The sequence below is a fragment of the Thermomonas fusca DSM 15424 genome (assembly GCF_000423885.1).
Lineage (GTDB): Bacteria > Pseudomonadota > Gammaproteobacteria > Xanthomonadales > Xanthomonadaceae > Thermomonas > Thermomonas fusca.
The window spans coordinates 58,690-79,111 of the sequence record NZ_AUIV01000009.1 but is presented as its reverse complement, the minus strand read 5'-3'; the positions used below and the strand labels follow the sequence as shown (position 1 = coordinate 79,111).

The 20,422-nt window shown below is 69.2% G+C and carries 23 protein-coding genes and 1 tRNA gene; 10 read left to right on the top strand and 14 right to left on the bottom strand.

What is annotated here, in order from left to right:
* Positions 1-43: 43 nt before the first annotated feature.
* The 4 genes from ftsY (at position 44) to G582_RS0105085 (ending at position 3,920) form a co-directional block, all read left to right on the top strand.
* The gene (gene ftsY / locus G582_RS15620; protein ID WP_156880281.1) at positions 44-1,156 is read left to right on the top strand and encodes a signal recognition particle-docking protein FtsY; all 1,113 of its coding nucleotides are present in this window, start codon (positions 44-46) and stop codon (positions 1,154-1,156) included.
* 66 nt (positions 1,157-1,222) lie between these two features.
* Positions 1,223-2,521 (top strand): AsmA family protein, encoded by a 1,299-nt coding sequence (locus G582_RS0105095; RefSeq protein WP_028838903.1) that lies wholly within the window; start codon positions 1,223-1,225, stop codon positions 2,519-2,521.
* Entirely contained in the window at positions 2,518-3,654 is a 1,137-nt protein-coding gene (gene mutY / locus G582_RS0105090; RefSeq protein ID WP_083960976.1) for an A/G-specific adenine glycosylase, read from the top strand. The genes G582_RS0105095 and mutY overlap by 4 nt, the downstream gene beginning before the upstream one ends.
* Entirely contained in the window at positions 3,651-3,920 is a 270-nt protein-coding gene (locus G582_RS0105085; RefSeq protein ID WP_028838901.1) for an oxidative damage protection protein, read from the top strand. The genes mutY and G582_RS0105085 overlap by 4 nt, the downstream gene beginning before the upstream one ends.
* Here G582_RS0105085 and G582_RS0105080 read toward each other — a convergent pair.
* Entirely contained in the window at positions 3,902-4,327 is a 426-nt protein-coding gene (locus G582_RS0105080; RefSeq protein WP_028838900.1) for a DUF6491 family protein, read from the bottom strand. The genes G582_RS0105085 and G582_RS0105080 overlap by 19 nt on opposite strands.
* Before the next feature lie 152 nt (positions 4,328-4,479).
* Between G582_RS0105080 and G582_RS0105075 the strand changes: the two genes are divergently transcribed.
* From G582_RS0105075 to G582_RS15610, 4 genes are all read left to right on the top strand, one after another.
* A tRNA-Phe gene (locus tag G582_RS0105075) sits at positions 4,480-4,555 on the top strand.
* 112 nt (positions 4,556-4,667) lie between these two features.
* Entirely contained in the window at positions 4,668-4,841 is a 174-nt protein-coding gene (locus tag G582_RS18415; protein WP_248642689.1) for a cysteine hydrolase family protein, read from the top strand.
* A gap of 21 nt (positions 4,842-4,862) precedes the next feature.
* Positions 4,863-5,231 (top strand): cysteine hydrolase family protein, encoded by a 369-nt coding sequence (locus tag G582_RS15615; RefSeq protein WP_248642687.1) that lies wholly within the window; start codon positions 4,863-4,865, stop codon positions 5,229-5,231.
* Positions 5,232-5,316: 85 nt separating this feature from the next.
* A complete protein-coding gene (locus tag G582_RS15610; protein WP_051246755.1) occupies positions 5,317-6,342 on the top strand; it encodes a DNA topoisomerase IB in 1,026 nt (341 codons plus the stop codon).
* 45 nt (positions 6,343-6,387) lie between these two features.
* Here the strand turns inward: G582_RS15610 and G582_RS15605 are convergent, their stop codons facing one another.
* From G582_RS15605 to G582_RS0105000, 13 genes are all read right to left on the bottom strand, one after another.
* Positions 6,388-6,927, bottom strand: a complete 540-nt coding sequence (locus G582_RS15605) for a hypothetical protein (protein ID WP_156880279.1) — start codon at positions 6,925-6,927, stop codon at positions 6,388-6,390.
* Entirely contained in the window at positions 6,924-8,423 is a 1,500-nt protein-coding gene (locus G582_RS0105055; RefSeq protein WP_028838899.1) for an FAD-dependent oxidoreductase, read from the bottom strand. Before G582_RS0105055 ends, G582_RS15605 begins: the two co-directional genes overlap by 4 nt.
* A gap of 30 nt (positions 8,424-8,453) precedes the next feature.
* The gene (gene ku / locus G582_RS0105050) at positions 8,454-9,386 is read right to left on the bottom strand and encodes a non-homologous end joining protein Ku (protein ID WP_028838898.1); all 933 of its coding nucleotides are present in this window, start codon (positions 9,384-9,386) and stop codon (positions 8,454-8,456) included.
* A gap of 15 nt (positions 9,387-9,401) precedes the next feature.
* The gene (locus G582_RS15600; protein ID WP_051246749.1) at positions 9,402-10,385 is read right to left on the bottom strand and encodes an SDR family oxidoreductase; all 984 of its coding nucleotides are present in this window, start codon (positions 10,383-10,385) and stop codon (positions 9,402-9,404) included.
* A gap of 71 nt (positions 10,386-10,456) precedes the next feature.
* The gene (locus G582_RS17855) at positions 10,457-10,849 is read right to left on the bottom strand and encodes a low affinity iron permease family protein (RefSeq protein ID WP_038053025.1); all 393 of its coding nucleotides are present in this window, start codon (positions 10,847-10,849) and stop codon (positions 10,457-10,459) included.
* A 22-nt stretch (positions 10,850-10,871) separates the two neighbouring features.
* Entirely contained in the window at positions 10,872-11,456 is a 585-nt protein-coding gene (locus tag G582_RS15590; RefSeq protein WP_051246746.1) for an RES family NAD+ phosphorylase, read from the bottom strand.
* 34 nt (positions 11,457-11,490) lie between these two features.
* Complete coding sequence (locus G582_RS0105030; RefSeq protein ID WP_028838897.1) at positions 11,491-11,685, bottom strand: hypothetical protein; 195 nt, start codon at positions 11,683-11,685, stop codon at positions 11,491-11,493.
* A gap of 183 nt (positions 11,686-11,868) precedes the next feature.
* Entirely contained in the window at positions 11,869-13,131 is a 1,263-nt protein-coding gene (locus tag G582_RS17155; RefSeq protein WP_051246744.1) for a BON domain-containing protein, read from the bottom strand.
* A 155-nt stretch (positions 13,132-13,286) separates the two neighbouring features.
* A complete protein-coding gene (locus G582_RS17850; RefSeq protein ID WP_156880277.1) occupies positions 13,287-13,454 on the bottom strand; it encodes a hypothetical protein in 168 nt (55 codons plus the stop codon).
* Positions 13,455-13,501: 47 nt separating this feature from the next.
* On the bottom strand, positions 13,502-14,845 hold the full coding sequence (locus tag G582_RS0105015) for a sigma-54-dependent transcriptional regulator (protein WP_028838896.1): 1,344 nt from the start codon (positions 14,843-14,845) through the stop codon (positions 13,502-13,504).
* 167 nt (positions 14,846-15,012) lie between these two features.
* On the bottom strand, positions 15,013-15,375 hold the full coding sequence (locus G582_RS0105010; protein WP_156880275.1) for a hypothetical protein: 363 nt from the start codon (positions 15,373-15,375) through the stop codon (positions 15,013-15,015).
* A gap of 226 nt (positions 15,376-15,601) precedes the next feature.
* Positions 15,602-18,124: a DNA ligase D gene (gene ligD, locus G582_RS0105005; protein ID WP_028838894.1), complete on the bottom strand. Its 2,523-nt coding sequence runs from the start codon at positions 18,122-18,124 to the stop codon at positions 15,602-15,604.
* 10 nt (positions 18,125-18,134) lie between these two features.
* On the bottom strand, positions 18,135-18,737 hold the full coding sequence (locus tag G582_RS0105000) for a hypothetical protein (protein WP_028838893.1): 603 nt from the start codon (positions 18,735-18,737) through the stop codon (positions 18,135-18,137).
* Between the two features lie 320 nt (positions 18,738-19,057).
* On the opposite strand from G582_RS0105000, the gene G582_RS0104995 reads away from it, so the two are divergent.
* Together G582_RS0104995 and G582_RS15580 are read left to right on the top strand one after the other, a co-directional pair.
* Positions 19,058-19,489: a CBS domain-containing protein gene (locus G582_RS0104995; RefSeq protein WP_028838892.1), complete on the top strand. Its 432-nt coding sequence runs from the start codon at positions 19,058-19,060 to the stop codon at positions 19,487-19,489.
* Between the two features lie 119 nt (positions 19,490-19,608).
* On the top strand, positions 19,609-20,412 hold the full coding sequence (locus G582_RS15580; RefSeq protein ID WP_038052984.1) for an alpha/beta hydrolase family protein: 804 nt from the start codon (positions 19,609-19,611) through the stop codon (positions 20,410-20,412).
* The last annotated feature ends 10 nt before the right edge of the window (positions 20,413-20,422 follow it).

The following is a 20,422-nucleotide window of genomic DNA, read 5'->3' as shown; positions in this document are numbered from 1 at the left end:
GAGTGCTAACATGGCCGCCATTCTCCGACATTCCCACGGCCTCATGGTCAGCTGGTTCCGCCGCAAGAAACCCGACGCGCAAACCCCCACGCCGGAAGCGGCCCAGCCCCCCGTTGCGAATGCCACCCCGGCCGAGCTTCCGGCGGATGCGCCGACGTCGGCGCCACTGCTGCCCGAGCCCGAGATCCTAGACGTTGCGGCCGCCGAGCCTGCGCACTCCGAACCCGCAGCGGCCGGCAAGACCGGCTGGCGCGAACGCCTGCGCGGCAGCGCCTTCGCGCGCAGCTTCAGCGGCCTGTTCTCGCGCAACCCCAAGCTCGACGACGAGCTGCTGGACGAAATCGAAACCGCCCTGCTCACCGCCGACGTCGGCGTGACCGCCAGCACCGCGCTGGTGGAATCGCTGCGCAAGCGGATGAAGGCACGCGAATTCGCCGATGCCAATGCGCTGTTGAAAGCACTGCGCGCCGACCTGATCGCGCTGCTGGTGCCGGTGGCGAAGCCGCTGCAGATCGATGCTTCGAAGAAACCCTTCGTGCTGCTGACCATCGGCGTCAACGGCGTCGGCAAGACCACCACCATCGGCAAGCTGGCACGCCGCTACAAGGACGAGGGCCGCAGCCTGATGCTGGCGGCCGGCGATACCTTCCGCGCCGCCGCAGTCGCCCAGCTGCAGATGTGGGGCGAGCGCAACGGCGTGGCGGTGATCGCGCAGGGCCAGAATGCGGATGCCGCCTCGGTGGCGTTCGATGCGCTGCAGGCGGCGAAGTCGCGCGGCGTGGACGTGCTGATCGCCGATACCGCCGGCCGTCTGCACACCCAGGGCGGACTGATGGACGAGCTGGCGAAAGTGGCGCGGGTGCTGCGCAAGCTCGACGCCGAAGCGCCGCACGAGGTGCTGATGGTCATCGACGGCACCACCGGCCAGAACGCGATCAACCAGGTCCGCAAGTTCAACGAGAAGATCCCGGTCACCGGGCTGGTGGTCACCAAGCTCGACGGCACCGCCAAGGGCGGCGTGGTGTTCGCGCTGGCCCGCGAGTTCGGCATTCCGATCCGCTACGCCGGCATCGGCGAACGCCCGGAAGACCTGCGCGTGTTCGATGCCGAGGCCTTCGTCGATGCGCTGCTGCCGGCCGAGTTGGGGCGGGCCTGAACCGGCCGGCCGCGCGAAGCGCCTGCCTGCGCGGCGTGAATGGCCCGTGCCGCATGATGTCGCGCAATGGACGACATCGCTGACGCCATGAAGCGCGATCCGGACGCAGTCCCGCGCAGGCCGCTGCCGCGGCGACTGCTGCGCATCGCCGCGACCCTCATCGTCCTGCTGCTGGCCGGGATGCTGCTGGCCGGCTGGCTGCTGCAACCCAGGCGCGCGGGCGCGACCCTGCTGTCGCTGGCGGGCGATGCGCTGGGCCTGCAGCTGCGTGCGCAGGAGATCGACTACCGCCTGCGCGGCACGCCCCAGCTGGTGCTGGGCAACGTGGAGGCAAAACGCCCCGACGACCCCACCGCACTGCTGCGCGCCAAGCGCGTGTTCGTCTCGCTGCCCTGGCGCACGCTGCGCAGCCGCGGCGCCGACCTGACCGTGCAGCGCATCGAGCTGGACGCGCCGGTGCTGGACCTCCCTGCCCTGCAGCGCTGGCTGGCCACCCGCCCGCCCAGCGGGAAAACCCGCATTCCGGTGCTGACCGGCGGCTTGCGCGTGCGCGACGGCCGCATCGACAACGACGACTGGCGCATCGACGGCCTCGCCATCGACCTGCCTTCCCTGCATCCGCAGCGCCCGCTGCGCGCGCACGTGCGCGGGCGCTACCTCGATGCGCCGCTGTCGATCCCGGCCGACCTCGCCATCGCGGTCGCCCATCCGCAGCGACTGCTGGACGGCGCGCCCACCGGCGTGGCCGGAGTGGGCGCGCTGACGCTGGCCGGCGCCGGCTGGCGGATCCCGGCGCAAGTGTTCCTGGCCGGGCCGCTGCGGCTGGGCAAGGACTCGGCGCTGATGAAGCCGGCCAGGATCGGAATCGCCGCGCGCTATCTGTCCGGTTCCACCAGCGCCCCGTTCCGGCTTGGCCTACACGGCCCGATGGCTTTCAACAACGCGACCTGGCGGTTGGTGCCGGTGACCGTGGTGCTGGACGGCGACGGCCCGGTGCCGGATGCGCGCGCGCGCGGCAGCGTGTCGGTGGGACGGCGCCTGCGCCTGCACCTGGACGGCGCGCTGGCCGGCTGGCCGCAAAGCTGGCCGGCGCTGCCGCCGCCGCTGTCGGCATCCACCTCGCCGCTGCCGTTTGCGCTGGACTACAGCGGCGCGATGGCATTTTCCGACACCGCTTCGCTGACCCTGCGCCGCGACGCCACCGCGCTGGACGCGCGCTTCCATCTACCGGAAGTGCTGGCGTGGCTGGATGCAGGCAACAAGGCATCACCGCTGCCGCCGCTGGCCGGGACGCTGTCCACGCCCAGGGTGGAAATCGCTGGCGCGACGCTGGAAGGCGTGGAAATCGAGCTGGGCGAAGAATGAGCGCGCGCAGTCCAGCCACACCTCGCCGTTCCGGCCGAGGCGAAGCGCCTGATTCTTCATCCACGCAGCAGGCGCACGTCCTCGCCGATGGCGAAATCGCCGCACGGCTGCTGGCATGGTTCGACCGCCACGGCCGCGTCGACCTGCCCTGGCAGCATCCGCGCACGCCGTACCGGGTGTGGCTGAGCGAAATCATGCTGCAGCAGACGCAGGTATCGGTGGTGAGCGGCTACTTCGAGCGCTTCGTCAGCGCCCTGCCCGATCTGCCAGCGCTGGCGCGCGCCTCGCAGGACCAGGTGCTGGCGCTGTGGTCCGGGCTTGGCTACTACGCCCGCGCGCGCAACCTGCACGCCACCGCGAAGCTGTGCGTGGAGCGCCACGACGGCGACCTGCCGCGCGACCTCGATGCGCTGATCGCGCTGCCCGGCATCGGCCGCAGCACCGCCGGCGCGATCCTGTCGCAGGCGTGGAACGACCGCGCGCCGATCCTCGACGGCAACGTCAAGCGCGTGCTGTGCCGGCTGTTCGGCATCGGCGGCTGGCCGGGCACGCCTGCGGTCGAGAAACAGCTGTGGTCGATTGCCGCAAGCCTGCTGCCGGATGCGCGGCTTGCCGACTGGACCCAGGCGCAGATGGATTTCGGCGCCACCCTGTGCACCCGCGCCAGTCCGTCCTGCGCGATCTGCCCGCTGCAGGACGCGTGCGTTGCCCGCCGCGAAGGCCGCATCGCCGAGCTGCCCGCGGCCAAACCGGGCAGCAAGCCGCTGCCGCAGCGCGAAACCCGGATGCTGATCGTGGAAGACCCGGCCGGCCGCGTGCTGCTGTGGCGCCGGCCGCCCACCGGCGTCTGGGCGTCGCTGTGGTCGCTGCCGCAGCACGAAAGCAGCGACGAGGCGCAGGCATGGTTCCAGCGCCACCTCGATGGCGATTTCGCCAGCGCGCGCGCCCTGCCCGCGCTGGACCACGGTTTCACCCACTTCCGCCTGCGTATCCACCCGCGGCTGATCGCCGTCAACGGCCCGCGTGCAGCCATCGGCGATAATGCCGACCTGCGTTGGGCAAGCCGCGCGGAACTCGCCGCGATCGGCCTGCCCGCGCCGGTGCGGAAACTGCTTCAGGAGCAAACGGAATGACCCGCAAGGTGCGCTGCGTGGTGGATAACATCGATACCGACGGTCTGGACTTCCCGCCGTGGCCGGGCGAAGCCGGCAAGCGGGTCTTCAACGAGGTCGGCAAACCGGCGTGGCAGCGCTGGCTGGCGCACCAGACCATGCTCATCAACGAGAACCGGATCTCGCCAATGAACCCCGAACACCGCGCCTTCCTCGAGGCGCAGATGGTGAAGTACCTGTTCGAAGGCGGCGCCGAGAAGCCGCCGGGCTACATGCCGGAGGCCTGAGCCGCGGTTTTCTCGCGCAGCGCCTTTTCGCCTGCGCGCAGCGCCTTGACATCGAGTGGGCGGATTTCCCGGATCAGGCAGCTGAGCTGCGAGCCGGGCGCAATCACCTTGTCGAAGCGCGACAGGGTCATCCCGCTGAAGGACGACAGGCCAAGGAACGGCGAGCCGTTGCTCCATGCCAGACACGGCCCGGACAGGCGCAGCAGCCAGCTTTCGTTGGGCCGCATCTGCAGGACCACGTGCTGGTCGTCGATGCGCTCCCAGCCCATCGGGTCGATGTAGCGGATCTGGTTCACCGGCGCGCCAGCATGCTGCTGGTACAGCGCCAGACGGTCGGTATCGCTGATCCGGCCGGTGGTGCAACCCGCCAGCACCAGCGCGATTGCAGTGGCAATGATCGCCTTCATGGCGCTCTCCTGACCATTGGATATCGCCATCCTCCTCCCCCGATGCCGAACGCCTGCCCAACGGCTACGGCGACCGCCTGCGGCCCCCGCCTCGAAAATGGGTTGCCCAACCGGCCGGCGATCCGTATCATGCGCGGCTCGCAACACAGCTTGGCTCGGTAGCTCAGTTGGTAGAGCAGGGGATTGAAAATCCCCGTGTCGGCGGTTCGATTCCGTCCCGAGCCACCAAATTCGGCGCCCAACTGTCCGCAGTTGGGCGTTTTCGTTTGTGCCCGCGCAACCGCCCCCGACCCGGCGCACTTCAACCCGCGTTGACGGCGCTCGTGCGAGCGTTTTGGGCATGCCGGAATCCGCGCTGCTCATCGTCGACGTGATCAATCATTTCGCCTTCGACGGCGCGCGCCCGCTTGCCACCGCGGCTGGCGCGATCTGCGCGCCGCTGCGTGCGCTGCGCGATCGGTTCGATGCGGCCGGCTGCCCGGTGATCTATGCCAACGACAACTGGACGCACTAGCAGGGCGGCTTTCCGGAACTGGTGGCGTCCTGCCATGAGCGCGGCGGGGCATCGGCGCGGCTGGCGAAAGGCCTGACGCCGGAACCCGGCCACTACCATGTGCTGAAGCCGAAGCATTCCGCATTTCGCGCCACCGCGTTGCCGATCCTGCTGCAGCAGCTGGGCGTCGAGCGACTGGCGATCACCGGGATCGCCACCGATTCCTGCGTGCTGGCCACCGCACTGGACGCGCACATGCGCAGCTACCGGCTGTGGGTGCCGGGCGACTGCACGGCCGCGCGCACGCAGACGCTGCAGCGCGCGGCGATGCACCTGCTGCGGCATACCTGCGACGCGGAAGTGGCGGCAAGCAGCGGCAGACGTGATCCGTTCGGGCTCGCCCGCAAGTGAGCGGCCGGCTTGCCCGCGCCTGCTTGTTGCCACCCGACCGGCGCGGCGGCACTGGCGCCAGTTCACTGGCCAGGGGCGCCGCGGGATGAGCGGGGGCGCGCGCCTGCGCCATGTCAGCGACGCCCTGCCCGGCATCCGCAGGCAAGGCCGCACCCGCTTCCATTACCTGTCGGCCGGCGGCCGACGCGTTCGCGATGCCAAGACCCTGGCGCGGATTCGCGCGCTGGCCATTCCGCCGGCGTGGACCGACGTGTGGATCTGCAATGACCCGCGCGGCCACCTGCAGGCCACCGGCCGCGACGCAAAGGGCCGCAAGCAGTACCGCTACCACCCGGCGTGGATCAGCCGCAGCCACCACGACAAGCACGAACGCGTCATCGCGTTCGGCGCCGCGCTGCCGCAGTTGCGGCGGGCGCTGCGCAGGGCGCTGGCCGGGCCGGGGTTTCCCAAGGACAAGGTGGTGGCGATGGTGGTGGCGGTGATGGCCACCACCCTGATCCGGGTCGGCAACGACGAATACGCCTCCAGCAACCGTTCCTACGGCCTGACCACGCTGCGCAACCGGCATGTGCAGGCGGTGCGCAGCGGCGGGCTGCGCTTCCGCTTCCGCGGCAAGTCGGGGCAGTCGCAGGAAGTGCCGCTGACGGATGCGCGGCTGGTGCGGCTGGTCCGGCGCTGCCAGCAGCTTCCCGGCCAGCGCCTGTTCCAGTATGTCGAGGCCGGGCGCTTCCGGCCGGTCAGTTCCGCCGACGTCAACCGCTGGTTGCAGGACGCGATGGGCGAGGATTTCTCGGCCAAGGACTTCCGCACCTGGGGCGCCACCGCGCTGGCATTCCGGGCTCTGGCCGCCACCCCGCTGCCGGAGGGCGATGCCGCCAGCGAGCGCAGCTTGGCCGCGCTGGAGAACGCGGTGGTGGAACAGGTGGCGGCCACCCTGGGCAATACCCGCGCGGTATGCCGCAGCGCTTACATCGACCCGCGCGTGTTCGCGGCCTGGCGCAGCGCGCAGTTGCAGCGCCATGTCCGCGGCGCCACCGGGGAACGCCAGTGGGAAGCCGCCACCCTGCGCTTCCTGCGCGCGCAGCGGCGCAAGTCGCGGGTCCCCGCATAGCCCGCGCTTCGGCGCCCCCGCGCGCAAAGTCACCGGCGCCCCATGTCAGGCTTTCGACCGCGCGCCCACACAATTGCCGCTCCGCGACCGGCGCCGGCTGCCCAGCACCAGTCCGACGCCGAACACGGCATAGGTCGCCCACATCCCGGCCGCGCCGATCTTGCCTTCGAAGCCCGGGCTGAGCCGGCGCGGCACCACCTTGTAGTCCACCCAATAAGCCACGGCGGCGATCGAGGCGGCGCGCAGCACCTGTCCGCGACGGTCGGTTTCGGCGGGCCGCAGCAGCTGGTAGCCGACTGCCCAGAACACCGAGCTGGCGTGGTGGATGAGATAGCCGATGCCGGTATGCCGCCATGAGGCCGCGCTGCGCGAACGCGCCTGCGGATACCAGATCCACTGGCTGGCGGAATTGGTGCCGGCCGCGGCATGGCCGGTACGCAGATGACTGAACAGCGACACCACCAGCGTGGACAGCAGGCTGGCGACACAGCCGCTGCACTGCGCATCCAGCAGCAGGCGACGCAAGCGTCGCGCGCCGGCCGGCGCATCGTGGCCGGCCTGCATGCGCGGCGCCGCGGAGTTCACCGGGCGTCCTCCAGCCGCAGCCGCTCCAGGTCCGACAGTGCCGGCCCGTCCAGCACGCGGCCGTCGGGATGGAAGCGGCTGCCGTGGCAGGGGCAGTCCCAGCCCGGCTGTTCCGGGTTCCACGCCACGTGGCAGCGCAGGTGCGGGCAGACCGGCGACAGCACGGTAAGGGTGCCGTCCGAAGCGCGATAGACCGCAAAGGTCTTGCCCTGGTGATCGACCAGCTTGCCCTGCCCCGGCGCCACCGACGACAGCGATGCCGGCTCCACCTGCCGCAGCCGGTCGCCCACCAGGTGCTTGACCACCGCCGCGTTTTCCTCGGCCCAGCCCTTGGCTGATTTCACCGGGGTAAGCCGCCGCGGCGACAGCAGGTCGACGGCGGGATTGCCCTTGTCCTGCACCAGGTCGCGGATCAGCCCGGCGGCCACCGTACCCCAGGTCAAGCCGTCGGCGGCAAAGCCGGTGGCGATGAACACGTTGTCGTGCGCGCTGCGGCCGATGTACGGCAGCCCGTCGGCGGAACGCAGCTGCTGCGCCGACCAGCAGTGTTCGAATGTCTCCACCCCGAAATGGCGCCGGGCGAAGCCGCGCAGGCGCTCCAGACGGACCGCTTCTGGCTCCTGCTCGCCGGTGCGGTGCGGCTCGCCGATCACCACCAGGTGCTCGACGCCGGCGTGCCGATAGCGGCGCAGCGAATGTTCGCCATCGCGGAACCAGAAGATCCCGGACGGCATCGCGCCGGCTTCCACCCGCGCCGAAATGCCGTATTCGATGCACGGCTGCATTTCGGCCTGCACCAGGTTGAAACCGATCGGCGAATGGGTGGCAATGACTATCGCGCCAGCACTGATTTCGCCGTCGGTGGTACGCACCCGGCCGTCGCTGGCATCGATGTCGATGACCCGGGTCTCCTCGAACAGCCGTGCGCCGCGACGCTGCGCCTGCGCAGCCAGCGCCTGCACGTAGGCGCAGGGGTTGCACTGCGCCTGCCCGCGGATCCTCAGCATCCGCCCGGACGCCATCGCCAGCGGCGGTTCCACCCAGTCGGGCGCCAGCCCGGCCAGCGCCAGCGCCGCGAACTCCTCGCGCAGCGCCTGCAGGGCGTCGCCGGCTTCCTGCTCCAGGCCGATGTGCAGGTCCACCCGTTCGAAGTCGCAGTCCAGCCGCAGCGTTTCCACGTCGCGGGCGATCTGCGCCACCGCTTCGCCACGCAGGCGGACCACGCTGCGCAGGGTTTCCTCACCCCATTTCCCGAGCAGGGTGGCGAGCCCATGCGACAGCGTCGCGTACAGGTTGCCGGTGGAACGCCCGGTATTGCCGGCGCCGATCCGCGCACTTTCCACCAGCGCCACCGACATCCCCGCCTCGGCCAGCCGCAACGCGGTGGTCACGCCGGTGATGCCGCCGCCGACCACGGCGACATCCGCGACTTCGGTGCCCTTGAGCGACTCGAAACCCGAGCGCGTATTGCTGGTGCTGGTCCACAGGCTGTTCATGCCATCTCCTTTGGCGGGTGTGGTGGCGTCTCAGCGCGCCGTCCTGGACTTGGCCGCGCGCTTGGCCGGCTTCGGTTTTGCGGCTGCCGCCTTGCCGGGCTTGCCGGCCTTGCTGGCGGTCTTGGCTGGTTTGCGGGCCACCGCCTTGGACGCCGGCGTGCGGCGCTTGGCGTCGATGCTTTTTTGCAGCAGCGACATGAAGTCGACCACGTTGGTGGTGGCGTCATCGCGCAGCGCGGGTTCTTCCAGCGACTTGCGCACCTTGCCGCCCTTGGCCTTGATGCGCTTTTCGATCACCTTCTGCAGGCCCGCGCGGAACTCGTCGCGGTAGCCGGCCGGCTTCCATTCGCTTTCCATCGAGGCGATCAGCGCTTCGGCCATTTCCAGCTCGCGCGGGCTGATCCGGTAATCGCCGGCCTGCCCGGCCGGCAGCGCGTAGTCGCCGGCATCCACCAGTTCCTGCGGGTAGCGCATCATCACCAGCAGCAGCGCATCGCCCTGCGGCAACAGCGCGCACAGGTTTTCGCGGGTGCGGATCACGATGCGGGCGATGCCCATGCGGCCGGTGCGCTTGAGGGTTTCGCGCAGCAGCACATAGCCCTTCTCCGCCCTCTTCGCCGGCACCAGCACATAGGGTTTCTCGAAATACTGCGGGCCGATCGCATCGACGTCGACAAACGCCTCCACCTCGATGGCGTCATGGCTTTCCGGCGCGGCCGAGCGGATGTCCTCCTGCTCCAGCACCACGTAGCTGCCCTTGTCGTATTCGAACGCCTTGACGATCTCCTTCCACGGCACTTCCTCGCCGGTTTCGGCGTTGACGCGCTCGTAGCGGATCGGCGATTTGTCGCGCGCGTCCAGCATGCGGAACGACAGGTCGGTGGTGCGGGTGCCCGCCATCAGCTGCACCGGGATATTGAGCAGGCCGAAGGACAGCGAGCCGGACCAGATCGGACGTGGCATCGTCGTGACCCCCCTTCAGCCGCGCGGGCCGCCCATCACCGGCAGCACCACGCCGTTGACGTAGGAGGCGGTGACGGGAGATGCGAGGAACACGAATGCAGGCGAGATTTCCTCCGGCTGCGCGGGCCGGCCCATGTCGCTGTCTGCGCCGAACTTCGCCACCTCTTTTGCGGACTTGTCGGCGGGGTTTAGCGGCGTCCACACCGGGCCCGGCGCCACGCAGTTGACCCGGATGCCGCGCGCCAGCAGGTGGCTGGCCAGCGATTTCGTCCACGCGTGGATGGCGCCCTTGGTGGCCGAGTAGTCCAGCAGCTTGGGGCTGCCGAACAGCGCGGTTTCCGAGCCGGTATTGATGATGCTGCCGCCGCGCGGCAGGTGCGGCACCGCCGCGCGCGCCATGTGGAAATAGCCGGCGATGTTGGTCTGCAGGGTTTCCTGCAGGCGCGCGTCGTCGATGTCCTCGATACGCTCTGCGTGCAGCTGGAAGGCGGCGTTGTTGACCAGCACGTCGAGCTTGCCGAAGGCCTTGCGCACCTGTTCGACGGCGCGCTCGCAGAAGCTGCTGTCGCGGACATCGCCGGGAATGGCGATGCAGCGGCGCCCTTCGGCTTCCACCGCCGCGCAGGTCTGCTTTGCGTCGTCGTGTTCGCTGAGGTAGAGGATGGCCACGTCGGCGCCCTCGCGCGCGAACAGCACCGCTACCGCGCGGCCGATTCCGGAATCGCCGCCGGTCACCAGCGCCGCCATGCCGTCCAGCTTGCCGCTGCCGACGTAGTCCGGCGCCTGCCAGCGCGGCTGCAGCTCGAGATCGGCCTCCTTGCCCGGCTTGCGCAGGTGCTGCGCCGGCATAGGGTTCTGCGGCTGCCGGCGGGTGCCTGCCTGCACCGCTTTCTTTTTGCCGCCGTCGGTCTTCTTCGCAGCCTTCTTGCGGGGCGCGGCGTCCGCCTCGGCCTGCAATTTGCGCTGGCGGTGCGCAGTGGCGTCTGCTCGGCTGGTCATGGCTGCATCACCGGTTCTTCCGTTGCGTTGAAGGTGCACGACGCCCCGTGAAGGAGGCGTCCGCCCAGTGTTCACTCCGCTGGTTTGCCGCGGCGTTTTTCCAGCGCGCAGCCGGCGTTGCGCCCCAGCCGTTCGTAGTATTGGCGCAGCGCCTCCAGCTCGGCTTCTTCCATCCGCCCCAGGTCCATCATCGCGTTGTCCGCGTCCTTCACCGCCCGGATCAATTCGTCCAGCTTGATCTGGATCGCTTCGGTGTCGCGGTTCTGCGCGTTCTGGATCAGGAACACCATCAGGAAGGTGACGATGGTGGTGCCGGTGTTGATCACCAGCTGCCATTCGGCGGAGTAGTCGAACATCGGCCCGGAAATCGCCCACACCAACACTGCGCCCGCGGCGATGCCGAAGGCGACGGGGTGACCTGCACAGCGTGATGTGGTCTGGGCAAAGCGGCGAAAGCCTGCCATGTGCGCCTCCTTGCGCTGGAATTCAGATGCGGATGCGCTCATCCACGGTGACCGGCAGCAGCCGGATTACCACCATCTGCGCGAAATGCGGGTGATCGGGATTGATGAGGATGTTGCATTCGTCCGGACACAGCGCGCTGGGGACGCGCAGCGCCAGCGATTTGCCGGACTTGTGCCAGGTATCGCCGATGGCCTGCACGTGTTCGCGATAGGGCCGCTGGTCCCAGTCCGCCAGCAGTTCGCCCTGTACCAGGACGTCCTGCACCGGCAGGCTGGCCACCGCCAGCATCAGCGACTGCGGGGTACGGCCTTCCAGATGGGCCATGAATTCCAGCATCGCCCCGGCCGGCGACAACGATGCATAGATCGCCGGGCTCTCGCGGCTGGTCCAGCGACCCTCAGCGGCGCCTTCGGCACCGCTGAAGGCCTGGGCGGACTTCCTGTCCTCGACGATGCGATACACGTGAACCCTGCCGTCCCTGGCTGCATCGTCCGTGCTTGCGGGCAGTACGTCGCTTGCCGCGGTGGCGGCGACCGACGAGGTGAACGCCGGCGGGTCACTGGCCGGGAAACTGTCTTCGAGCGCTTCGTCCAGATTCTTGTTCATGTTCTGCCCGTGAGGGGGAGGTTGGCGGGCCGCTTCAGCGGTTGCCGCGCCTGTCGTTGTTCAGGTCGCTGTCGCTGCGGCCCTTGTTGCTGCCCTGCTGCTCGTCCGGGCGCGAGCCGGCGCTGCGCTGGTGCTGGCCCGAGCGCTCGTTGGTGCCGGCGTTCTTCATGCCCTGGTTCCGGTCGTTGTCGGTGTGCTGGTTCTTACCGGTGGGGTTGTTGTTCGGCATGTCCTTGCTCCTTGTTGTTCCGGATCGGATTGCCCTGCTTGCGCATGGGCATGTTGAGTTATGCAGGTTGCGGGCCAACCGGTGGAGCGCGCTCCCATGCGGTTCTGCGCGTCCTGCCCGTGGTCGTCGCGCGCAAAATCCGCGTTGACGCGCAGGACCTGCACGCGCCGCTGTTCATGGCGCTCACGAAAGCGAGCCCGACCCGCCGCCCGACGACTTGGTGCTGCTGCCGTTCTTGTTGCCGGTGGTCGTGTTCGACGCGTTCGATGCCGCGCGCGGGTCCGACTGCGAAGACGAGCTGGATGCTGACGCCGATGCCGACGCACCGGACGCAACGCGGATGTTGTTGCGCACTTCGCGCACGCCGCTGCAGCCATCGGCCAGGTCTTCGGCGCGATGCTTTTCCCAGCGCTCATCGACACTGCCATTCAGGTTCACGGTGCCGTTCTGCACTTCCACCGTGATGTTGCGGGCATCGACGAAGTCATCGTCCATCAGGCGTTCGTTCAGATCCTCGCGGATGCGCTCGTCGCTGCGGGTGTAGCTGCTCGGCCCCAGGCCGCGCCGGCTCTCGAAGCTGCGGCTCTGGCCGGACTGCTGGCCCCAGTAGCTGGAACCCGAACGCATCCCGCCCTGTTCGCCGTATTCCCGGCCATACACATGGTCCTGTTGCGAGCCGTAGCTGCCCTGCTGCGGATAGCTGCCCTGGCCGTAGCCCTGCTGCCGCGCGTAGCTTCCCTGGCCATAGCCCTGCTGCTGCGGATAACTGCCCTGGCCGTAGCCCTGCTGCGCGTAGCTGCGGCCCTGCTCCTGACTGAAGCCCTGTTGCGGATAGCGGCCCTGGCCATAACCCTGCTGTGCAAAACCGCGACCCTGCTGCTGACCATAACCCTGCTGCGCGTACTCCTGGCCATAGCCGGAGCCCTGATAGGCGGAGCCACCCGGGCCGCCGCGCATGTCGTCGTACTGCTGGCTGCTGCCGAATCCGCTGCCGCGCTCCTGCTCGCGGCCGTAGGTGCGCTCGGCCTCGTCCATGCCGTAGCCGCCGTGGCGGGCCTCGGCGCGATTGCCGTGCTGGTCGTATGGATAGTCGCCACTGCCCAGACCCTGTTCGCGCCACGGCGCATGCCGCTGCTCGAATTCGCCGCGCATGTCCGAGGACGCCGACTCGCCAAATCCCTGGCTCTGTTGCCCGTATTCCTGGCGCCCGCCAAGGCGATTGCCGTTGCCGGTCATGCCGTTGCGATAGCCGGCCTGCGCACGTGCGCGATCCTGTCCGTGGTTGTCCTGGTTGCGGTCTTTCATTCTGATTGCCCTCATGTTGTCGAGCCAATTGCCCGCCGCGTGCAAGGCGTGCGCTCCCACGTCCCACGCCTCCTTGGCAACCGCTTTCAGTTCGCCGGTGCCGGTGGTGGTCGAATGTCCGCTGGGGATCGAATTGCGCACGGTGTCCTCCTTGTGTTTGCGATGGCGCGGGCCACGACGGCCCGCATCAATACCTACGCAAGCGCCGTGCCAGCTGCGGAACCCAGTGCGGCCGCGGCTTTCAGGACTTCGATCGAAAACTGCGCGGGCAATTCCTTCCGCGCGATGCAGTTGTGTCAGGCCGGCGTGCAATGCCCGTCGCCACGCGCGGGCTTTACTGCGAACAGTTGCCGGCATTGCCGGCTGGCCTGCTCCGCACGGGCGATGAATTCCACCGCGCGCTCGGCATCGTCATGCTCCAGCGCATCGCGGGCGATGGACAGCGACAGTTCCAGCACGCTCAAGGCATTGCGCAGCGCGTGTTCGCGCCGTGCTGCGGCGGAAAGGCCGGCTATGCCATCGTTTGGTCGCACCCGGGCCGGCCTTCCTCGGCGGCGATCCGCGCGAGGTGGTTGTGCACCGTGCGCACGCTGATGCCCAGCGCGCGCGCCGCCGCGGTCTTGTCGTTGTCGAAATGCGAGAGCGTCTTCAGCAGCATGCGGCGCTCCATGTCGGCCATGGTGGTGCCGATGCTGAACACGATGCTGGTATCGGTTTCTCGCAGCACCGCCTGTTGCGCGGACGCCGGCCCAACCATCACCTGGTTGCCGGGCTCGAGCAGGTAGGCGCGCTGCACCGCGCTGCGCAGCTCGCGCACGTTGCCCGGCCACAGGTGCCGCAGCAGCGCCCGCTCGCAGCCGGGCGCCAGCCGCTTGCGCTGGCCATAGCGCGCGTTCAGGCGATCGATGAACGCACGCGCCAGCAGAAGCACGTCGTCGTCGCGATCGCGCAGCGGCGGCATGTGGATGGCGATGTCGGCCAGCCGGTAGTACAGGTCTTCGCGCAGCCGGCCTTCGGCTACGGCTTCCAGCGGGTCGCGGTTGGTCGCGGCCACCACCCGCACCGGGACGCGGATGTCGTCGCTGCCACCAACGCGGGTGATGCAGCCGGTTTCCAGCACGCGCAACAGGTACACCTGCAGCTGCGGCGGCATCTCCGCGATTTCGTCGAGAAACAGGGTGCCGTGCTCGGCCTGCTCGAACACGCCGATGTGGCGGTTCATCGCGCCGGTGAAGCTGCCGCGCTCGTGGCCGAACAGCTGGCTGGCCAGCAGTTCACCCGGCACCGCGCCGCAATTCAGGGCGACGAATGCGCCGCGGTTGCCGCTGGCCTCGTGCAGGGTTTTCGCGGCCAGCTCCTTGCCGGTGCCGCTTTCTCCGGTCAGCAGCACCGACACATCGGTCGGCGCGATCCGCAGCAGGGTCGCCACCGCTTCGCGCAGCGGGCGCGAACGCCCCAGCAAGCCGGTCCGCATCAGCTGCTGGTCGGAAGCGATGGTGCGCGCGTTCTCCGCAGCATGGGCGAACATCGAAATCAGCCGCTCCGCCGGCAGCGGCTTGAGCAGGTATTCGACGATCGGCTCTGACACCGCGCGGCGCGCGCTGTCCAGGCAGGGGTGCCCGGTGAGCACCACGATCCTGCCCTGCTGGGCAAGGTCGATGTCCTGCAGCAGGTCAAGCCCGCTGCCGTCGGGCAGGTGCAGATCCAGCAGGATCAGATCCATCCGCTGCGCCAGGGCTTCCCTCGCCTGCGCCAGCGTCGGCGCCAGGATCACCTCGCATCCCTGCTGTGCGGCAAAGGCCGCCGCGCATTCCCCGAAGTCGGGATCGTCATCGACGATCAGGATTCTCGCCATTGCATCGACCATGGCGGTGATTCTCTCGCGAGGTGGTTAAACGCCCGCCCGGTTTCACTCACGCAGCTGAATCGATGCCGATCACGCCGCCCACGAATGCACTACCGCGCGCCGCAGCCAGCACGTTTCGGCGTGGCGATGCCATGCCGCAATCCGGCTTTCGCCCGCTACCGTGGCGCGTCGTGGGCGAACGCACAGTCGATCAGGCCCTCCACCAGGTCGTGGTAGCAGAACGGCTTGGTCAGGCAGCGCGCATTGCGCGCGTCGCCCACCGAAACCGGCCGGTCACAGGTCAGCAGGAAAGGCAGCCCCCAGCGTTGCGCATCGCGCGCGGCGGCTTCCGGGTTCCCGGTCGAGCGCGTGCCCACCACCAGCGCCTGCGGCGTTTCGCGTCCGCGCGCGGCTTCGCTCAGGTTCGAGCACATCGCCACGACGCGAGCGCCGGCCAGGGTCAGAGCATCCGCCAGCACGAAGGCCAGCGTCCTGTCGGGTTCCACCACGAGTACGCGCAGTCCAAGAAGATCACGCATGTGCGCTCCATCCTGCCGGTTTCCCTAGTCGGCCATCATCCCACCATCGATGCCGACAGGGTTCGCGCGCACACCACCCATTCAGCGCAGATTTTTCCCGCCGTTGCAGCTTGTTCAGCGTTCCGGCTTCTGCGCGCTACCGTGCAACCGCTGCGCGCGCCGCGTCGCCGCCTGCTGAGGGCGTGAATGTGGCGGGCGCGCGCCCTGCATGGCCGGCAGCGGCGCCTCAGCCAGGATCGACGATCCGCGACAGGTCCTGCTGCACATCGTCGATGCCGGCCCACGGATGCGCGCGCAGCCGCCGCATCCGCGCCGCCGCGTTGCGCAGGGTGAACTGCGCCGGGCCCTTCAGCCGCCCCAACTCTTCCCAGCGGATCGGCATCGCCACCGGCGCGCCGGTGCGCGCGCGCAGAGAGAACGAGGCCACGCTGGTGGCGCCGCGGCTGTTGCGCAGGTAGTCCACGAAGATCCGGCCCTTGCGCACCTGCTTGGACGCGGTGGCGACGAACTTCAGCGGCTCGGAAGCCGCCAGCGCCTCGGCGAAACCGTGCGCGAACGCCTTCGCCTGCGGCCATGCGAAAGCCGGCCGCAGCGGCACCACCACGTGCAGGCCCTTGCCGCCGGAGGTGCGCAGCCAGCTGGCCAGGCCCAGTTCCTGCAGCCGCTTGCGCAGCGTGCGCGCCGCCGCGACGACTTCCTTCCACGCCACGTCCGGGCCGGGATCGAGGTCGAACACCAGCCGGTCGGCGCGCTCGGGATCGGCGGCCTGCGCGCCCCAGGGGTGGAACTCCAGCGCGTTGAACTGCACCAGCTCCAGCAGGCCGGCGGCATCGCGCACCACCAGGTAGTCCTCTTGCGCGCCGGACTCCTCGCGCAGGCGCAGGCTGTCCACCTGTTGCATGCCGGCGCCGCCGTGCTTCTGGAAAAAGCACGGCCGCGCCGCGCCTTGCGGGCAACGCACGATCGAGAGCGGGCGGCCGGCGATTTCCGGCAGCAGCCACGGCAGCATGCTGCGGTAGTAGTCGAACACCTGCTGCTTGCGGATGCCGTCGTCGGGAAACACCACCCGCTGCGGATGGGTGACGACGATCGCCTCTTCCGTTGCCTTCTTGCTGGCCATGGTCTTGCCCTCGGTCTTCGCCGTGGAAGCCGGCGCGCGGTCGCGGTCGTGCAGGTCGGCTGCGGTCTTGTCGGCACGCATCGCCTTCAGCGAGGCCTGCCGCAGCAGGCCGTTGCCGCCGATGCCACGATAGTTCGCTTCCACCACCAGCTGCGGCGCGACCCAGCGCGCGCGGCGCAGTTCGGGATCGCCCACCTCCACCCGCGCGGTCGGTTCGCGTTGGCCTTCGCCCAGTTGCTTTGCCAGCTGCAGCAGCAGCGCGTCGCTGAAGCCGCTGCCCAGCCGGCCGACGTAGCGCCAGCCGCGCCCTTCCGGCGTGGCCAGCAGCAGCGCACCAATGCCGACGCGGCTGCCCTTCGGCGCGCTGTAGCCGACCACCGCGAATTCGTCGGCAAGCACGTGCTTGGTCTTGCGCCATTCCGGCGAGCGGCCGGGGTGGTAGGCGCGGTCCGCACGCTTCGACACGATGCCTTCGAAGTCCTGTTCGCAGGCCAGCCGCCAGGCGCGCTCGCCCTCGCCCAGCACGTGCGAGCTGTAGGCCAGGTGCGGCGGCGGCGTGTCCAGAACGGCCTCCAGCAGCGCCTTGCGCTCGACCAGCGGCGCGCCGGACACGTCCACGCCGTCCAGGTGCAGCAGGTCGAACAGCACCAGCGACAGGCTGGCGTTCCTGTCGCCGGACAGGGTGGCCTGCAGCAGGTTGAAATCGACCTTGCTGCCGCTGCCGGCGATCAGCTCGCCGTCCAGCGCGGCGTCGCCGAGCTTCAGCGCCTCGATGGCGGCCACGATCTCCGGCAGCTTCGGAGACCAGTCCAGCGCGTTGCGCGAATACAGCCGCGCCTTGCCATCGGCCACCGCCACCAGCAGGCGGTAGCCGTCCCATTTCAGCTCGTGCAGCCAATCGTCGCCGGCCGGCGGCGCATCACCCAGCTGGGCCAGCTGCGGCGCGAAGTAGCCGCCGTGGAAACGCAATGGCTTCGCCCCGGGCAGCTGCAGCGCGCGCTTCGACCAGTCGCGCTTGCGGCGCCGTTTCGCCGCTGCCGGCGGCGTGGTGCGCTGCGCCTTGGCCGGCTTGCCTGCACCGGCGCGCTTGATGTCGGCGGCCGGCGCGGAGGTCACGTCGCCCAGCAGGTCGTCCGCTTCCAGCGCGCCCGCGTAGCCGTCCTTGTCCTTGAACAGCAGCCACTGCACCTGCCGACCGGGCTTGCTGGAGCGGACCAGATGCCAGCCGCCCTTGAGCTTGTCGCCGAACAGCTCGAAGCGCAGATGGCCCTTGGCCAGCTGCGCCTGGGCGTCGCCGTCGGTGGACCAGTAGCCGGCGTCGAACCGGGCGACGTGGCCGCCGCCGTACTGGCCCTTGGGGATGTCGCCCTCGAAGCCGGCGTAGGTCAGCGGATGGTCTTCCACTTCCACCGCCATCCGCTTCACCGCCGGGTCGAAGCTGGGCCCCTTCGGCACTGCCCAGCTCTTCAGCACCCCGCCCACCTGCAGGCGGAAGTCGTAATGCCGGCGCGAGGCATGGTGCAGCTGCACCACGAAGATGGTGCGCTTTGCCGACCCAGCGGACCGACCGGGCGCGGGTTCCCGCGTCTTCGAGAACTCGCGCTTGCGCCGGTATTCGACGAGGCTCACGCCCGCGGCATCACATCATCTGGTCGCGCGCGTGCTCCGCGCGCGCCGCGCCGATGGCGGTCTGCACCTTCTTCACTTCCTCCGGCGGCGGCAGCACGGCCGGCATGCCCAGCGCCTGGATCCACAGCTCACGGCACCAGCCCTTGGTGTGGTAGAGGTGCTCGTCCTCCTGGTTCTCCACTTCCTCGTAGGCCTGCTTCAGCAGCTTCGCGCCGCTGGCGCGGGTCTCCCCGACCTTGCCGATCAGCTCCCAGTTCAGATGGTCCTTGGTTTCGGCCAGCACCACGCATTCGGCGGCGACGATCTCGGCCGCGGCCGGGTTGCCGGCTGCCATCGCGGCGTTGATCGAATCCACCAGCGCCGCGCCCAGCCCGGCCACCACTTCGCGACCAGGGCTCATCTCCTCGGTGTCCATGCCCAGCTGGGCGAACACGTCGGTGAGGATGCGCTCGTGGTTGGTGGTCTGCTCCAGGTAGTGCTTCCACTCCTTGCGCAGATCCTTGTTCTGCGCGGCCTCGATGGCGGCGGTATAGATCTGGATGCCGCCGCGCTCGGTCTCCAGCGCCTGCAACAACAGTTCGTGGATCTGACGGCTCTCTGCCTGCTTGGCCATGGTGGTTCTCCTGCGGTTTGGGGGAAGAGTGGTTGTAGGCCTGCCGGTGTGCAGGCGCGGTCAATGCGGCTGCGACGGGCTGATCCGATGCAGGCCGCTGCCGGTCAACTGCCGCAACTCCCATGCTAGCGTCCGCGACGCTACCGGCCGTCGTGCGCCGTGAGGGAAGCGTGCATCCGCTGCTTCCGCGCGCAGCGTTTTCGCACCCGGCAAGCGCCGGCGAAAGACCCGCTGAACAAGCCGCGACAAGGGCTGCAACGTTCACGCCGCTGCAACCCGCGGCGCGCAATCCTGTGACGCCCCCCAGCAGGAGTACGCCCATGCAGAACGTGAGTTCCATCATGACCAGCAACCCCGCCTTCTGTCGTATCGACACGCCGTTGCACGCGGTGGCGCGGCTGATGATCGACAACGACTGCGGCGGCATCCCGGTGGTGGACATGGAAGGCAAGCCGCTCGGGTTCGTGACCGACCGCGACGTCGCCGTGCGCATCGTCGCCACCGGCCATTTCGAAGCCTCCAGCATCGCCGGCGACGCGATGAGCGCGCCGTGCAAGACGGTGAACACCAATACCAGCCTGCAGGAATGCACCAAGCTGATGGAATCGGAAAAGATCCGCCGTGTGCCGATCGTGGACGACGACGGCCGCCTGTCCGGCATCGTGTCGATCGCCGACCTGGCGTTGGCCGGCAAGGACAGCGCGACCGCGGAAGTGGTCAGCAAGGTCTCGGAACCGGGCCTGCCGCACTGACGGCTGCGCCCACAGCTGCCCGGGGAATGTCGATGCAGCACCAGCATGATGGCTGCCGCACGCGCGCCGGCGACGCCCCGCTGGGCGCGAAGTGACGGCGGGCGCGAACGGATTCGGCGATGGACATCCACCTCAACCGGTTTTCCATCGCGGTCGAACCCGACGATGCGGTCGATGCCACCTTGCTGGCGCCGCGGCCGGAGCTGCCCGGCATCCTGTTCGTGCACGGCTGGGGCGGCAACCAGGAGCAGGATCTCAGCCGCGCCAAGCAGCTCGCCGGCCTGGGCAGCGTATGCCTGACCTTCGACCTGCGCGGCCACCGCGCCAACGCGGCGCGCAAGGAAACCATCACCCGCGCGCAGAACCTGCACGACCTCTGCGCCACCTACGACTGGCTGGTGGGCCAGCCGCAGGTGGATGCCGGCGCCATCGCTCTGGTCGGCGTCAGCTACGGCGGCTACCTGACGGCGCTGCTGTCGGAAATGCGGCCGGTGCGCTGGTTGGCGCTGCGTTCGCCGGCGCTGTACCTGGACCGCGACTGGGACCTGCCGAAGGCACGCCTGCACGACGACCCGGAACTGTTCCGCTACCGTCGCCGCGAGGTGGACGCGGACGACAACCGCGTACTGCGCGCCTGCGCGGCCTTCACCGGCGATGTCCTGCTGGTGCAGGCCGAACACGACGAGATCCTGCCGCAGGCGGTCATCGACAACTACGCGCGCGCCTTCCATTCGACCCGCTCGCTGACCCGCCGGCTGATCCCCGGCGCCGACCATGGTTTCAGCGGCAAGCCCGCGCAGCGCCAGTACACCGAAGTGCTGGAAGCGTGGATGACCGAAATGATCATCGGTGCGCGCAGCATGATCGCCGCCGGCAAGGTCCGCGACGACAAGCAGCAGCGTCGCGCCGGGCAGGGCCGCTAGCGGCCCGCGG